This window comes from Actinophytocola sp. (genome assembly GCF_035942955.1).
Classification (GTDB): domain Bacteria; phylum Actinomycetota; class Actinomycetes; order Mycobacteriales; family Pseudonocardiaceae; genus DASYTH01.
Map to the genome: position 1 here is coordinate 23,125 of NZ_DASZCQ010000238.1, position 14,796 is coordinate 37,920.

Annotated in this window: 13 protein-coding genes, 1 tRNA gene and 2 pseudogenes; 9 read left to right on the forward strand and 7 right to left on the reverse strand. The window is 67.3% G+C overall.

What is annotated here, in order from left to right:
• Positions 1-20 precede the first annotated feature (20 nt).
• The gene (locus VGX25_RS24605; protein ID WP_326920257.1) at positions 21-788 is read left to right on the forward strand and encodes a trans-aconitate 2-methyltransferase; all 768 of its coding nucleotides are present in this window, start codon (positions 21-23) and stop codon (positions 786-788) included.
• On the opposite strand, the gene VGX25_RS24610 is transcribed toward VGX25_RS24605, so the two are convergent.
• Positions 785-1,012 carry a hypothetical protein gene (locus tag VGX25_RS24610; RefSeq protein ID WP_326920258.1) on the reverse strand — a complete coding sequence of 76 codons (228 nt, stop codon included), beginning with the start codon at positions 1,010-1,012 and terminating at the stop codon, positions 785-787. The two genes, VGX25_RS24605 and VGX25_RS24610, sit on opposite strands and share 4 nt — an antisense overlap.
• Positions 1,013-1,139: 127 nt before the next feature.
• On the opposite strand from VGX25_RS24610, the gene VGX25_RS24615 reads away from it, so the two are divergent.
• The 4 genes from VGX25_RS24615 (at position 1,140) to VGX25_RS24630 (ending at position 4,406) form a co-directional block, all read left to right on the forward strand.
• Positions 1,140-1,215 (forward strand) — tRNA-Asn (locus VGX25_RS24615).
• A gap of 192 nt (positions 1,216-1,407) precedes the next feature.
• Complete coding sequence (locus VGX25_RS24620; RefSeq protein ID WP_326920259.1) at positions 1,408-2,049, forward strand: hypothetical protein; 642 nt, start codon at positions 1,408-1,410, stop codon at positions 2,047-2,049.
• Entirely contained in the window at positions 2,024-2,368 is a 345-nt protein-coding gene (locus VGX25_RS24625; RefSeq protein WP_326920260.1) for a hypothetical protein, read from the forward strand. The genes VGX25_RS24620 and VGX25_RS24625 overlap by 26 nt, the downstream gene beginning before the upstream one ends.
• Before the next feature lie 124 nt (positions 2,369-2,492).
• The gene (locus tag VGX25_RS24630) at positions 2,493-4,406 is read left to right on the forward strand and encodes a Calx-beta domain-containing protein (protein ID WP_326920261.1); all 1,914 of its coding nucleotides are present in this window, start codon (positions 2,493-2,495) and stop codon (positions 4,404-4,406) included.
• A gap of 52 nt (positions 4,407-4,458) precedes the next feature.
• Here the strand turns inward: VGX25_RS24630 and VGX25_RS24635 are convergent, their stop codons facing one another.
• The 4 genes and pseudogenes from VGX25_RS24635 to VGX25_RS24650 all read right to left on the reverse strand — a co-directional run bounded on the left by VGX25_RS24635 (position 4,459) and on the right by VGX25_RS24650 (position 6,721).
• Complete coding sequence (locus tag VGX25_RS24635; protein ID WP_326920262.1) at positions 4,459-5,544, reverse strand: LLM class flavin-dependent oxidoreductase; 1,086 nt, start codon at positions 5,542-5,544, stop codon at positions 4,459-4,461.
• Between the two features lie 58 nt (positions 5,545-5,602).
• Positions 5,603-5,872: pseudogene (locus tag VGX25_RS24640) on the reverse strand (cytochrome P450); the annotation flags it as partial.
• A gap of 31 nt (positions 5,873-5,903) precedes the next feature.
• The gene (locus VGX25_RS24645; RefSeq protein ID WP_326920263.1) at positions 5,904-6,185 is read right to left on the reverse strand and encodes a hypothetical protein; all 282 of its coding nucleotides are present in this window, start codon (positions 6,183-6,185) and stop codon (positions 5,904-5,906) included.
• 53 nt (positions 6,186-6,238) lie between these two features.
• The gene (locus VGX25_RS24650) at positions 6,239-6,721 is read right to left on the reverse strand and encodes a hypothetical protein (protein ID WP_326920264.1); all 483 of its coding nucleotides are present in this window, start codon (positions 6,719-6,721) and stop codon (positions 6,239-6,241) included.
• Positions 6,722-6,990: 269 nt separating this feature from the next.
• Here VGX25_RS24650 and VGX25_RS24655 point away from each other — a divergent pair, with 269 nt between their 5' ends.
• Positions 6,991-7,497 carry a hypothetical protein gene (locus VGX25_RS24655; RefSeq protein WP_326920265.1) on the forward strand — a complete coding sequence of 169 codons (507 nt, stop codon included), beginning with the start codon at positions 6,991-6,993 and terminating at the stop codon, positions 7,495-7,497.
• Positions 7,498-7,578: 81 nt separating this feature from the next.
• Here the strand turns inward: VGX25_RS24655 and VGX25_RS24660 are convergent.
• Positions 7,579-8,291, reverse strand: a pseudogene (locus VGX25_RS24660) (RraA family protein).
• Positions 8,292-8,451: 160 nt separating this feature from the next.
• On the opposite strand from VGX25_RS24660, the gene VGX25_RS24665 reads away from it, so the two are divergent.
• From VGX25_RS24665 to VGX25_RS24675, 3 genes are all read left to right on the forward strand, one after another.
• The gene (locus VGX25_RS24665) at positions 8,452-8,775 is read left to right on the forward strand and encodes a hypothetical protein (RefSeq protein WP_326920266.1); all 324 of its coding nucleotides are present in this window, start codon (positions 8,452-8,454) and stop codon (positions 8,773-8,775) included.
• 263 nt (positions 8,776-9,038) lie between these two features.
• Positions 9,039-10,490: an MDR family MFS transporter gene (locus VGX25_RS24670; protein WP_326920267.1), complete on the forward strand. Its 1,452-nt coding sequence runs from the start codon at positions 9,039-9,041 to the stop codon at positions 10,488-10,490.
• Between the two features lie 702 nt (positions 10,491-11,192).
• Positions 11,193-11,525, forward strand: a complete 333-nt coding sequence (locus VGX25_RS24675) for a hypothetical protein (RefSeq protein ID WP_326920268.1) — start codon at positions 11,193-11,195, stop codon at positions 11,523-11,525.
• Between the two features lie 308 nt (positions 11,526-11,833).
• Here the strand turns inward: VGX25_RS24675 and VGX25_RS24680 are convergent, their stop codons facing one another.
• Complete coding sequence (locus VGX25_RS24680; RefSeq protein WP_326920273.1) at positions 11,834-12,394, reverse strand: response regulator transcription factor; 561 nt, start codon at positions 12,392-12,394, stop codon at positions 11,834-11,836.
• Between the last annotated feature and the right edge of the window lie 2,402 nt (positions 12,395-14,796).

Consider the following 14,796-nt stretch of genomic DNA (forward strand, 5'->3'; position numbering starts at 1 on the left):
TACTCTCCGGGGAGGTCGCGATGTGGGACCCGGGCAGCTACCTCGTGTTCGACGACTACCGCGCGCGGCCGTTTCGCGACCTCGTCCACCGGATCGGGGCCGAGGCGCCGCGCCGGATCGTCGACATCGGTTGCGGCGCCGGCAACCGCACGCTCGAGCTCGTGGCGCGCTGGCCGGCCGCGGCGATCGAGGCGTTCGACTCGTCACCCGAGATGGTGGCCGCCGCGCGCGAGCGGGGAATCGCCGCCGAGGTGGCCGACGTGCGGGACTGGACGCCGGCCCCGGACACCGACGTGGCCGTGACCAACGCCGTGCTGCAGTGGATTCCCGACCACCCCGAGCTGCTGCGCAGGTGGGCCGGGCAGTTGCCAGCCGGGGCGTGGTTCGCGATGCAGGTACCGGGCAACTTCGCCGCGCCGTCGCACGTGCTGCTCCGCGCCCAGATCGCCGACCCGGCGTGGCGGTCCCGGCTCGACGGGGTGACCGTGCGCGACGTGAACGCAGTGCTGGATCCGGAGGGCTACGCCCGGCTCTTCGCCGAGGCCGGATACGCCGTCGACGCCTGGGAGACGACGTACCTGCACCGGATGAGCGGCGCCGACCCCGTGCTCGAGTGGATGACCGGCACCGCGATGCGGCCGATCAAGTCGGTGCTGTCCGATGCCGACTGGCACGAGTTCCGCGCCGCCCTCGCGCCCGGTTTGCGCGCCGCCTACCCGGTGCGACCGGACGGCAGCACCTGGTTCCCGTTCCGCCGGGTCTTCGTGGTGGCGCGCGCCCCGGCCTAGGTCCGGCTGGGCTCGCTGACGTGCCCGTTCGGGTGCGTCTTGCTCGCCTTGCCGCCCAGCCCGGTCTTCTCGCCGATCTTCGCCCTGGCGATACCGGCGGCGCCCTGCACGGCCGGGTGGTCGGCGATCTTGCGGTAGGTGCGCACGATCTGGTCGTACCGGGCGCGTCCGGCCTTGGCCCCCAGCACGTACCCGACCGCTGCTCCCATCAAGAACGCCTTCATAGCCTCATCTCCTGACGTCCACACGACGTTGCTCCCACCCCCATCCTCCCGCACCCCGCCCGCGCTCGCTGCGCAAGCCGGTACGCTAGAGTGGTCCGTCGTCAGGCCCGCCTGACGGCGCACGCCTTCCTCCGTAGCTCAATTGGCAGAGCATTCGGCTGTTAACCGAAGGGTTGCTGGTTCGAGTCCAGCCGGGGGAGCCACGTCTGAGCAGGTCAAACGGCCACTGCCAGCGATCTTGGAAAGGATCGCGTGGCATCATGCGTGGCATCCATGGCCGGAAGACGTACTTTCGCAATAGGGGAACGAGGGGAGGCTCCCGGAGGCGTAAGCGTCCAATAGGGAGCATCGAGACGCTCAAGAGTGGGTCGCTGCGCGTCCGCGTGTACGCGGGCGTGGACAAGGTCAGCGGCGCCAAGCGGTACCTGACCGAAACGGTCCCGGCCGGGCCCAACGCCTGGACTCAAGCCGAGGGGATCCGCGACAAGCTCGTGCGGCAGGTCGAGGACGGCGGGCATCCGACGACCGATGCCACCGTGGCCCAAATGCTGGAGCGCTATCTGGGTGAGTGGGAAGGGTCGGACAGCTTCCTCGAGTCGTTGCAGAGCTACGTGCATCACCACGTCAACCCGATCGTCGGAACGGTCAAGGTCCACCGGCTCGACGTGGACGTGCTCGACTCGTTCTACCGGGAGCTGAAGCGCTGCCGTGACCACTGCGACGGGCGCGCGTTCGTCCAGCACCGAACGACAATCCCGCACGAGTGTGACCATCCGTGCGTCCCGCACGAGTGTCGGGGCTTGACGCACGAACGATCCGGCACATCCACTTCTTGCCGTCCGGTGCGTACAACGGGGCCCAAGCGGTGGAAGTGGGTGACCGACAACCCGATGGGCGATGCCAAGCCGCCAGCCGCCGCCGAGCCCGAAGCCGCCCACGGCCCAGCAGGCCGCCGTGATCATCAACGAGGCGTGGCGGGACCCAGACTGGGGTGCGCTGATCTGGGTCGCGATGACGACCGGTGCCCGCCGGGGTGAGCTGTGCGCGTTGCGGTGGAACGACATCGACTTCGCCCCCGGCGAGGAGACAACGTGGATCGCTCGGGCGATCAAGAAGAGCAAGAAGAAGGGCTGGGTGGAAGGCCCGACGAAGACCCACCAGCAGCGCCGGGTCGCCCTCGATCCGGAGACCGTGCTGGTCCTGGGCGATCTCCGGGAGCGGGTCAAGGTTCGGGCTAAGGCGCTGGGAGCCGACCTGGCCGAAGACGCCTTTGTCTTTCTCCGGCTGCGGACAGCGGCGCCTTCTACCGCCCGCCCACGCTCACACAGCGGTACGACCGTATGGCCGGTCGGTTGAAGATCCGGTCCTCATTTTCTGCCCGTTGGGGCACTGATGCTCCGGCATCCGGGTGACGCCGGTATTCGCCCCGGCCGAGGTCACCTCTCTCCAAGTGGTGTCGGTTCATCCCGAAAGGAAGACAATGATCCGAAGACTCAGTCTGATCACGGTCGCGACCGTAGGTGCACTGCTCCTGCCCGGCATGGCGGCTCTGGCCGCGCCACCCGGCGTCGATCCGTCCACTGTAGACATCACGTTGTTGCCGGGGCAGAGCACCACGGTCACCAAGAACGTCACGACCGCGGAGATTCCGCCGAACCCGGACGTAGTCCTGCTCGCCGACACGACCGGCAGCATGATCCCGGCGATCGGCAACGTGCAGAACAATGCGGGCGCGGTGACCGGCGCCGTGCTCGCCGCCCAGCCGACCGCGCAGTTCGGTGTCAGCTCGTACCGCGACGAGGGGGACAGCTACCTGTTCCGGGTCGAGCAGGACATCACGGCCGACACCGCGGCGGTGCAAGCCGGGATCGACCAGTGGGCGGCTAACGAAGGTGGGGACCTCCCGGAGTCCGCGATCAACGCGCTGTTTGAGCTGGCCAGCGGTGCGGTGAACTTCCGGACGGGCGGCACGAAGATCGTCGCGTGGTTCGGTGACGCGCCGTCGCACAACCCGAGCAACGGCCGCACACTGGCACAGACCATCGACGCGCTGGTGGATGCGGAGATCCGGGTGGTCGCAGTGAACGTCGGCGACGGCAGCTTCGGCCAGCCCGGCCTCGACGCCGACGCGCTGGACACCGCGGAGAACGAGGCCGGGCAGGCGACCGCGATCGTCAACGCGACCGGCGGTGTCCTGCTGAACGCGGCCGACGACCAGGTGGCGCAGGCGATCCTCGAGGGCATCCAGGCGGTCCAATCTACGGTCACCCCTACGGTGACCAGCTGTGACCTGCAGCTGAGCGTGACCAACTCGCCGGCCAGCGCCACGGTGGCAAGCGGCGACACGGCGACCTTCACCGAGACGATCACCGTCGCGAACGGCACGGCGCCGGGTGAGTACCACTGCACCGTGGACTACCTGGTCGACGGTGTCTCGCAGGGCTTCGTCGAGCACACGACGGTGCACGTCCGCGGCCTGTCGGTCAACGACGTCACGGTCGACGAGGGCGCCGGGAACGCGGTGTTCACCGTCACGCTGCTGGGCGGCCCGAGCCCGACACCGGTCACCGTGAACGTCGCGACGGCCAACGCGACCGCGACCGCACCGGCCGACTACACGGCCATCCCCACCACCACCGTCACGTTCGCCCCTGGTGAGACGAGCAAGCCGGTACCGGTCCCGGTCGTCCAGGACGCGGTGGACGAGCCGAACGAGACGTTCACGCTGAACCTGTCCGCGCCGAGCACCGGGGTGTTCATCGTGGACGGCCAGGGCGTCGCCACGATCGTCGACGACGACCGTGACGGCACCTTCTCCTGCACCGCGACCGCTGCCGACGTCGCCGGGATCACCGCAGCCGTGGCGAACCCCGCCAACCTGCCGTGTGTCGACGACAGCAAAACCGTCGCGTCGGTATTCCTCAACGCGGGCCTGATCAACGTCTCGTCGAGCGCGCTGACCGCCCGAACCAACCTGACGCCGGATGACCAGTCGCTGCCACCCGCCGCCGGCGACCGGGCGGAGTCGACCGCGCGAGTCGACCGGACGACGATCAGCACCCTCGGACTGAACATCGAGCTCGGGCTCATCCAGTCGCAGGCCACAGCGTCGTGTGTGACCGGCCCAGGCGGGCTCACGCCTGACTTCACTGGCAGCTCGAACGTCACCTCGCTGAAGATCAACGGCGTCCCGGTGACGGTCGGCTCGGCTCCGCTGACGATCCCGCTCGTGATCGGTTCGCTGCACCTGAACCGCACCACCATCGCCAACGGAGTGGTGACCCAGCAGGCCGTCGCGCTGGAAACCCCGCTCGCGCGTATCGTGCTGGCCAAGTCCCAGGCCGACGTGCACGGCACTGCCGCACACCCCGGCGGATCACCCTGCACCCGATAGGAACGGCTGACCGTTGAAGGCCCCTCCCCGCATTCCAGCCGGGGAAGGGCCCTCAACGCGAGCGCCGGCCGTCCCTGATGCCCAGGGCGTCCAACCGGGGAATGACTTCTTGGGCGAAGTAGCCGAGTTCGTCGCCGTAGTTGAGGAACGATAGCGCGATTCCGTCGAATCCGGCTTTGGCGAACGCGGCGATGGCGTTCGCTACGTCGTCCGGGGCGCCGATGAGTGGACAGGAGCCGTGGCCGGCGGCGAACCGGTGCCGGAACGTGGCGAGCATCTGCGGTGTGAAGGATTGTGCGTGCAGTCCCTGCAGGCGCATGACCTCGTCCACGGCTGGCCAGTCGGCGTGCTCGTCGGCGTAGTAGTGAAGGTAATCCTCGGCCTCGGCGCGGGTAGGCCGGCAGACCACGTGCCCGATGGTGAGCACGCCCACGTTCCGCCCGTAGGTGCGGGCCTCGGCGCGGATGCCGGCCACCACCTCCGTACCGTCCTCGGGGCCGGCCACAACGGTGAGGACCCGATCGGCGTTGCGCGCGGCGAAGGACCGGCCCTGCGGCGAGGAACCGGCGTTGATGATCGGGATGCGGTGTCCGTGGTACGGCTTGGGCCAGCCGACCACCCGCTTGAGCTGAAAGAACCGTCCACTGTGGTCGAAGGGTTCCTGGCTGGACCAGATCCGGCTGACGACATCCCACCACTCCTGCGCGAGCGCGTACCGGACGTCGTGGTCATCCGGCAGCGACAGACCGAGCATCTCGTACTCCGGGGCGTGCCAACCGGCGACGATGTTCAGGCCGATCCGCCCGGAGCTGACGTGATCGGCGGTGGCCAGCTGCTTGGCGGCGACTACCGGATGGTGGAACGCGGTGTGCACGGTGCTGAACACCCGGATGCCGCGAGTGTGGGCGAGCAGGCCGGTGGCCCAAACGAGCGGATCGAGAACGCTGCGGTGGAAATGGGTGTCCCGGCCCCAATCGGTCCACCGGGCGACCGGCAACAGGAAGTCGATACCTACGTCATCGGCGAGCCGGGCGAGTCGAAGATTGTCTTCCCAGGTCGCCGACCATCGCTCCGGGGCCGTGGTGATGGCCAGGCCTGATTCCGTGTTGGCCGAGAAGAGCCCGAGTTGAAAACCCAAGGCGCACCGCCTTCGTCATTGGCCACCTCGACCCAACGAACACAGTCAAGAGCGCAATTCATGCAATGTCAACGGCCTTGAAAACTGGGAGGCGGCCTAGTCCCAGAGCACCGGGCCGCGAACGGACAGCGGTGGCCGCCAGTGCACCTGGTCCTGGGGGAATGGCAAGGCGTAGCGACGGGAACCGTTCGAATAGCGTCCGCAGGGCGACCTCGCCTTCCAGGCGGGCCAGCGCGGCGCCGAGACAGAAGTGGGCACCGTGGCCGAATCCCACGTGCGGGTTCTGCCTGCGGGTGATGTCGAATCTGTCCGGCTCGGGGAAGTACTCCGCGTCGAAGTGGCCGCGCTGGTCATCGCCATCACGCGTCGCCCGGCTTGATCGGCACGCCGTCGATCTCCACCTCCGCGGTGGCCACCCGCAGCAGGGTGGTGTCGGCCGGGCCGTCATAGCGCATGATCTCCGCGACCGCGCCGGCCACCAGCCCGGTGGTGGGGGCGGAGTAGATCAGGGCAACGCAAAGCTTCTGCCGGGCATCTATGCACGCTGTTCGGTGTATGTGACCAAGCCCCACCGCCGAGATCTCAACGCCAGGGTCTTCCCGGTGATGTCGAAGGGGAAGCTGGATCACGTCGCCGTTCAACCCCGACGACCGCCAGGCCGCTGAGAACTCCCCGCGGATCGGCTCTTGGGTCGTCAGGACGGCTGTATCGGTGCTTGGCCAGCCAGGGGATGGAGGTAGGTGGAGTTGAGGTGCAGGTAGTTATCGGGTCCTCCGTTGGCGTGGTCCTGGGCGCCGGTTCGGGTAATGTCCAGGGCGCAGTCGGGGTTGATGCGTACGGTCGTGGTGGCGCTGCGGGACGCGCCCGGTGCGGGGTCGGGCAGGTCGAGTGTGCCGGCCGTGGCGCCGAACATCTCGCGAACCTGCGCGGTGCTGGCGGCGGGTGGCTGATCGGTGCGGTTGGCGCTGCTGGCATAGAGGGGGCCCGCGTCGACCAGCAGGCCACACAGGGTGCCCGGCGGGCGCCGCGCAACAGCGCATGACCGTCGAGGACGGCTGGGGGCGAGCCAGCCCGGATGGCTGGCCCGGACCGGAACGAGCAGCGTCACCCGCTCCTCGATCAGCAGCCGGTGGGCCACCTGTGCCGTGGCGTGATCGAGTACCAGCGCGCCGGCCAACTCGGCCCACACCCGCGACCGGCCAGCCGGCAGTCAACACCACAATCCGCTTACCCAGGGCCGAGCGCACGACTCGTGCACCAGGGAACGCATCTGTGGGCACGGCCGCCGCGCCCACATGGATCGTCACGGTCGAGACTACGAGTGGGGCGGGGGAGCGGCGCCGACACCGGCCGGCGCGCACCGAAACAGCACCCACGTTCCCGGCGATACCGGCATCGGACGTGGCGCGCCACGCATATTGTTCGCGAGCTGAATGGAGATGAACGATGCTCCGCGCACTTCTTCTCACGGCGACGGTCGCCGGATCATTTGTCGCGGTCCCGACCGCGCATGCCGCCGTCGATCAAATCTGCGTCCTCTCCGAAGTGATCAACTACAGCCCTCCGCTGACCGACACCCCGCAGACTGTGACCTTCTCGGTCCACGGCCAGCTCTTCAACTGCACCAGCAGTTCGGCCGCCACCGGGAGCTACTTCGAAACGGGCACGGCATCGAACGCGACCTGCACCAGTATCCTGGGCGCGGGCAGCGGCACGCGGGTGTACCGCTGGACCAACACCGCGATCGAACCGAGCACGTTCTCCTACAACCGAACCGTGAGCCGAATCGGCGGCGAGATCGTGGTCGTGGCCGAGGGTTCCATCACTTCCGGCACATTCACCCCCGACCCGGCCAAGTCGATGGGCAGCGGACTCCAACCCAACCCAACCGCCTGCATGACAACGGGCGTGGCACAACTAACCGCCCTGGGCACACTCACCATCGGTATTTAACCCGGCCCGGCAATTCGGTCAGCACGGACGAAATTCACCGGTCCAGGTGTAACGCTTGCCGACGGGTCACGCTCGTGACCCCTATTCCTCGATGGCTCCGCGGACGGCGCGCAGATGATCGCGGAAGGTCAGAGACGGCGTCTGCCGGCGCTGCTCGAGGTAGGTGTCGAACCGCACCGGCTCGCACAGGCTGACACCGGCCCGGATCCGCTCGGCCTGGCCGCGCTCCGTGTCGCGAATCTCTCGGCCAGTGTCAGGATCTCCGCGGCGCGGTCAACCGGCACGAACAGCACGTCGTCGTCGCCGCCGAGCGCCATATCCTGCCGCCCCACCGTCCACTCGCCCACGGTGGCCGATCCGAACGCGTCTGGAGGCCGGGCGTCGAGGCTGAGTGGACCGGTGGCGATCGCGCCCATGCTGAACACCGGTAACCCGATCGCTCGGAGGTCGGCGGTGTCGCGGTGCAGTCCCCAGATCACGACCCCACCCAGCCCCGCGGCCCTGGCCTCCAGCACCACGAGATCGCCGACGCACGCCTTGCCGCACCGCCCGCGGTTGTCGACCACCAACACGTCACCGCGGTCCGCGCTGTCGAACGCTTCCAGGAAGACGTCGACGCTGCCGACATGTCGCACCGCGCAGACCCGCCCGGCCAGGCGGCTACCCGGAACGACGGCGCGCACTCGCGCGGGCGCACAGCGCACCGCAACCTTCGCGCGGATGCCTCCGTCCGCCACGTGCGCGGTCGTCAACGTGGCGAACCGCTCCGCCAACTCCTGTGATCCATGCCGCAAGTCTGCATCCTGGACCGAACTCCAGGTCAACCGGGCGCCGCCACGCGGACGCTGCCTAGAGACGCTGGGGCCGGCGCCAATACGCAACCCGCCAAACGGCTCTGCATAGTCCACCCGGTGTTCGCGATTGTCCACGTGGGTGTTCCTAACCTGTTGGCGGGTGAACCCGGAACCGCCCATCGTCAACGATCCGACCCAGGCCGAACCCGCGATGACCGCAGGCGACTATCTCGGCTGCGGGCCATTCGAGCGGGACTCCCCACGCACCTACACCGACGGTCCACCCCTGACCGAGGGCCACATCTTATACGGTCCCGATAACCGTAAGGGCCGATTGTCCCGGTTGGGGCTGGGTGGCCGGCCGCATGGCTGGTCGCAGTTCCCATTCTTTTCGGAGCTCGCCCAGCATCCGCCGACCGAAGAGGGAGTGCGGCAGGTCCTCACCACGTGGGACATCGACCTGGGCGGCCAACCAGCTACGTGAGTTCACCCTGTGCGACGTCCTCCAGGCCACTGACCGTCGGTCACCATCCACGGTGGTGTTGCCCTTGCGCACCGGGATGCGTAAACAGCCTCGAGAGGTGATCAGTGCGCTCGTCGGCTCGGCTACCGTACGGGAGATGCATGAGTAGTCCTATGTAGGCGAACGGGTGGGTCTCGACCAGACGCGCGGTGGGGAATGTTTGCGCTGTACACGGTGTTCGTGGGGATGTGACGGGTGCGGATGGTCCTAGCCGGGGTGTCGGGTTGCGGTCCGAGCGCGGGCCGGTGCTGCTGTCGGTGATGATGGCGACCGGCCTGGTCGCGATCGACTCGACGATCCTCGCGACCGCGGTGCCCTCGGTGGTCGCCGACCTGGGCGGGTTCGCACAGTTCCCGTGGCTGTTCTCGATCTATCTGCTGGCGCAGTCGGTCTCGGTGCCGTTGTACGGGAAGTTCGCCGACATCGTGGGACGCAAGCCCATGATGCTGCTTGGTGTCGGGATATTCCTGGCGAGCTCGGTGTTGTGCGGGGCGGCGTGGAGCATGACGTCGCTGATCGTGTTCCGCGCGGTGCAGGGGCTGGGTGCTGGAGCGGTGCTGCCGATCGGGCAGACAATCGTGGCGGACATCTACAGCCTGAGCGAGCGGGCCAAGGTGATCGGCTACTTCGCGAGCGTGTGGGCGATCTCGTCGGTGGTCGGCCCGAGCCTGGGTGGGGTGTTCTCCGACTACGTGTCGTGGCGGTGGATCTTCTTCATCAACGTCCCGATAGCCGTACTGGCCATGACCATGCTGCAGCGCGGCTTCACCGAGCGGGTCGCAAACCGCACCAGCTACACCATCGATTACGCCGGAGCGGCGCTGCTGGCAGCCGGCGGCTCGCTGCTCATCCTGGGGCTGCTCGCCGGCGGCGTGAGCTGGGCGTGGGGATCGCCGACCAGCATCACGGTCATGACCGCGGCCGGGCTCCTGCTGATCCTCTTCGGCCTGGTCGAACGCCGCGCGGCCGAACCGATCCTGCCGCTGTGGGTCTTCCGGCGGCGCGTGCTCGTTGGATCCAACGCCGCGACGCTGTGCGTCGGTGTGTTGCTGATCGGCCTGACTTCCTACGTTCCGCTGTACGCCCAGAACGTCCTCGGCGCCCGCGCCTTGGTCGCCGGGTTCGCCGTCGCCGCCCTCACGCTCGGCTGGCCGGTCGCCGCCACCCTGTCCGGGCGGCTGTATCTGCGGTTCGGGTTCCGCACGACCGCGTTGCTCGGCGCGGCGTTCGCCATCGCCGGAGCCGTCGTGCTCATCACGGTCAGTCCCACCAGTTCCGTGTTCCAACTTGCTCTCGGCTGTTGGGTGATCGGAGTGGGCCTGGGGTTCATCAGCGCCCCCGCGCTTGTCGCGGCCCAAGCCTCCGCCGACTGGCGGACCCGGGGAGTCGTCACCGGTGCGAACCTCTTCGCCCGCTCCGTCGGCAGCGCGATCGGTATTGCGGTCTTCGGCGCCATCGTCAACGCCTCGGTCGCCGTGCACACCACCGACCCGAAACACCTACCCACCGACGTCCTGGCCCCCGCAATCCACTCCGTATACCTCGGCACCGGCGCGGTGGCCCTTGTCGTGATCGTGGCGATCGCCTTGATGCCCGGCGGAGTCCCGTCCACCGACACACAATCCAGCAGCGACGGCACCGAGGACACCTCCCAGGTCCGGCCGGCTGCCACGTGACGGTGGTTCCATTGACACCAGTCACCTGGAGCCCGTCGAAGTGCGGGAACTGCCCCGGCGGCCGGTGAGAGACACCTGACTGTCCCGACCAAATCCCACCCGGTCCCCAACCCCGTCGCACGCCGACTCCCCGCTGGCCACTCCACCATGCCCTGATCCGCCCGGCTGACCGGACCCAGTGGACTCCACCCGGCCGGATGCCCGCGTGGGCTCCAACGGCCCGCTGCGGCCCGGTAACACTGCTCCGCGCACTACGAAGTGCACAGTGGACGGTGCACACTCCACACAGAACACGGCTATAGATGTGAGGATTCGCAGAATGTCCAACGCTACCAGCCGTGTCGAATGACATGAGCTCGTCGCACGATGCTGGCCGTGGTTCCAATGTACTCGCGGGTGTCCTCGCCGTCGCGCCGGCGTCGGCATCGGCCGATCCGGTCCGTGCACGGTCAGCCCCGACGCGATCGATCCCACGGGTGTCCAGGTTGTCGTGGAATGCTCGCTCACCGCCGATGGCTTCACCACTCAGGTCCGCTGCGGGCTCGCCGGCGAACTCTCCGGGGGCCGTATTCGCCTGGTGACCGGCGGATGCGCGATCCGTAGGAGTGCCTCCACGGGCGAGACGGACGACTCCACATCTCCGGTGAGGCGCTGGAGGTCGACGTCGGCACGTTGCGGGTCGAGGTCGGCGGCAGTCTCAGCATGTCCGGTCAGTCCGCCAACGGCAGCCTCGGCGGATCCTGCCACGGCAGCGGCATCCGGGCCGACGCCACGTCGCTGACGGCCCGGGTGCTCCAGGCCAACTGCGACGGGCGGCTGCGCCCCGACCTGGGTGAGGCTGCGCGGGGCCGGAGCGGCCGCGCAGTTCAACGCCCGGTCGGGTGTGATCGGCCTGCTGCCCGGATCGGGAACGGCCAACGTCGACGCGTCCCGGCGATGGTCCGACTCACCCGCACCCCGGGTATCACCACCGACCTCGGCTCCGTTCCGCCGATCCAGGTTCCGGACGGCTCGCTCTGCACCGTGACCGGCTGAGGCGAGAAACGACGCCAAGTCCAATGCCGCCCTCGGTCGCGGGCGTCAAGCGGGTGCCCGAGCCGAGGGCCGGCTTCGAGGACGATCACATCCGGATCGGGGTGCGGTCAGTGAACGGCCCCGGCCCCTTGTCGGAAAGAGGTCCGGGCCATCAATTCGGCTTGGGCGTATGACGAGGTTTCTGTCGATATAGTCACCGCCGTTCCCGCCGATGCACATTTCTGCGGCACGCCAATAACATGAGTTAACTGGATGCTGCTATTGACAAGCGACCAATCTATCCGCCCGTCTGCGTTGGTTTGGTGGTGTTAGTGGATGACGCCGGCGCGTATGGCTAGTGCGACTATTTGTACGCGGTTGCGGGCGCCGAGTTTTTGACCGATGTGTGTGAGGTGGGTTTTGACTGTCAGTGGGGATAGGTTCAGGGTGTGGCCGATCTGTTTGTTGGATTGGCCGGCGGCGACGAGTCGGAGTACCTGGAGTTGCCGGGCGGTCAGTTGGTGGGGGCTGTTGTCAGGGGTGGCGACCTGGGTGGCGATGGCTAGGATCGGTATGAGAGTCCGGTCGGCGTCGGTGTCGCGTGCGGCCGTTGGGTGGGAGTTGTTGGTCGGGACCGGAGGGGATGCGGGTTTGCGTAGGTAGGCTTGGGCGCCGGCGTGCAGGGCCCGTTGCGCGATGTCCGGGTCGGTGGACGCGGTGAGCACGACGATTCGTGGCCAGCCGTGGCGGCGCAGTTCGGTGATCAGGTCGATCCCACTGCCATCGGGAAGTTCGAGCTCAAGGATCGCCAGATCGCACGGGCCGGTGGCCAGTGCCTGTGCTCGCGCTTGGGCCACGGTGGCGGCCGAGTGGACGGTGCCGGTTCCCATGCGGATGAGCCGGGCGGTGATCGTCTGCTTCCACTGGGGATGGTGGTCGACCAGCAACACTGACGACAGTGCGTCCGGTAGTGGTGGCGACGGTAAGTCGGTGGAGGTGACGAGTTCGTGAAGTCCGTCTCGGATGTCGAACCAGTCTGATTCGACCTGGGTGCGGTCGGGTTGAGCGGGGTCGTCACGGGTGCGGGCTGCAGTGGACCGGCCCTGTCGGTGACACAGGTCGGTGGCTGTTTGCGCGGCCAGGGTGATGACGCAGCGGATATTGTCCTGCGGGGCTCGGGATTGCCGAGTAGGCCACTGAGCGAGCAGGACGGCATAGGCATCCTGGGTGGCGCGCCGAGCGATCGCGGGTTGGTCGGTCTTCCGCAGGGCGAGGGTCAGTGTCTGCCGCACCGTCGCGGCGTAGAACACCTCGAAGGAGCGCGGAATCACGGTCGTGGTGTGCAGTGGTGGTGGATGTCCAGGGCGCACCATGAGTGGGTCACCTTCAATGCTCGTGCAGGCCACGTCAGGTGTTGTGGCCCGCCCAACGGGGTGACCGGCGCGAGCGGGGGCCACAACGGGTGGACCGGCTGGAGGGCCAGCCGGTCACGACTGGGTGGCCGGGGGATCGGGGTTGGTGGGCCGAGATCCGTCTTCGGGTGAGTCACCTGGCCGGCCGTTGGTGCGGTCGAGTCCGAATCAATCCGCGCCTCGGCGACCGGGGCATGGATTGCAACCTTGGAAATACAGTCAAGATTTCCCGGCGCACCGGTACCGGCGCCACGAACGGTGCCGCCACATACTCGCCACCCCCTGCGCCCAGTAAGACCGATACGGCGATAGCGTCAACGACGCAGACCTCGGCGGATCTGCAGATCAGGTAACGATACTTGCGTCTATGCATTCCACAATCCCCGAACTGAGACTGCCGCACAGCAGAGCACTTACACACGCAACAACGCCTACAGAGGGCAATGCGATGGAATCGCGTTTGTCGGCACCGAGCCTCGACGAGGCGACGGTATGTATGACACGTGAGAACTCAGTGCCTCAATCCGGTCGAACCATCTTTACGCGACGACCACCAGCATAGTTGCAGTGTTTGCCCACGTCGCACGATCGAGTAAACTTCACCTGATTAGGTGACGCGGCCCCGGAGACTTGCTACCGTCGGTGGCAAGATCATGTCTTGATGAGGAACTCAGCGCAGGCCAAGGAGATCGCGCGGGTCATCACCCGTCCGGTATCTTCGAGGTCAACCACCCTCTGCCGGCACACTGCGCGCCGTCCAGGCGCTGGACCACTGCAGACCGTCGGTTCGGACTGGGAACACCGAAACCGGGACATGACTCGGAATCGACCACGTAAGCATCGGGTCGCTGCCTAACGGCTTGGTCTGGTCCATCCGATCGGTGGCCGTCCCGGAAGTCGGATTGTGGCCATCCCAGCCTGGTGCTCGACGGGCACCGCAACCGCAACCCCGGGGAGACAGAAGAGCCGTATGCGCAGCTCGGATCGTGTTTGACACCGTTGACCGGATAGGTGGGGAGCCGGGGGCGTTGTGTGTTCCTCGGCCCCTGCAGAGGTGACGCTGCAGGTGTTCAAACCGACCTCCTTAAATCGACCTTGAATACCCTTCGTCCGTTCGCGACACCGCCGGGGCGTGGGATCTATTCGTCGAGTTCGTGCTTCTCTTATCTGGCCTTGTCGTCATGGGATGGCAATAGCATCTGTCGCGACGCTCTGTGCCCGAGAGAGCGAATGTCCTTTGCGCACAGAGCCAGGCAATGTCGATCTGGAGTTCCTCGGCCCGAGGTTCATTCCGCTAGGATCAAGGCCTGTCAACCATGATCGGAGGGTAGTCGCTGAGCGGGCGGATGTTCGCGGCAAACGGTAGCAATGCATCGGTACAAGTTCGCACTTGTCCGCGGCGGGCTTGTACTGCATGTGGGCGAAACTGTCCCGAAAGTGTGATAGCTCTGTTCTCGAATGGGGGAACGACCCAGGCGGAGGGCCTGGCGGGTATACCGTGGGTAGTTCTGGAGTCGCACCATCATCGGAACGTGTAAAGTGTCTGTGCAGGTGCACGGGACGGCAGTGATCGCCCGGGATGAAGCCGCAAGCCCGGTCGGCGATCACGAGGACCACTCGCTCCGTTGGAGAATTGGGCCGCGTCGGGCGGGGTGCACTCTGGGAGAAGACAGCTGCCGAGCAGGAACCTCGGCCAGGTGCCGACCGGGAGAGAGCCGATACCGATAACCAACCCGTTGACCAGGAGCTTCACACCGCCGCTGACGCCACGGCCGAGTTGAAGGTCGACAAGTTGCCCCTTCCGAGTCCGCCGCAACGCATACGTCAGCCTCGCCCAGGCGCCGGCCGAGGGGAGGGGCCGGCCGCGCACAACGCTGCGC

Bases quoted from the DNA above. Each gene is read 5' to 3' on its own strand.
- VGX25_RS24625 (WP_326920260.1), top strand. From the start codon at position 2,024: ATGACGACCGGTGCCCGCCGGGGTGAGCTGTGCGCGTTGCGGTGGAAC.
- VGX25_RS24610 (WP_326920258.1), bottom strand. From the start codon at position 1,012: ATGAAGGCGTTCTTGATGGGAGCAGCGGTCGGGTACGTGCTGGGGGCC.
- VGX25_RS24655 (WP_326920265.1), top strand. From the start codon at position 6,991: ATGCTCCGCGCACTTCTTCTCACGGCGACGGTCGCCGGATCATTTGTC.
- VGX25_RS24675 (WP_326920268.1), top strand. From the start codon at position 11,193: ATGTCCGGTCAGTCCGCCAACGGCAGCCTCGGCGGATCCTGCCACGGC.
- VGX25_RS24680 (WP_326920273.1), bottom strand. From the start codon at position 12,394: ATGGGAACCGGCACCGTCCACTCGGCCGCCACCGTGGCCCAAGCGCGA.
- VGX25_RS24605 (WP_326920257.1), top strand. From the start codon at position 21: ATGTGGGACCCGGGCAGCTACCTCGTGTTCGACGACTACCGCGCGCGG.
- VGX25_RS24630 (WP_326920261.1), top strand. From the start codon at position 2,493: ATGATCCGAAGACTCAGTCTGATCACGGTCGCGACCGTAGGTGCACTG.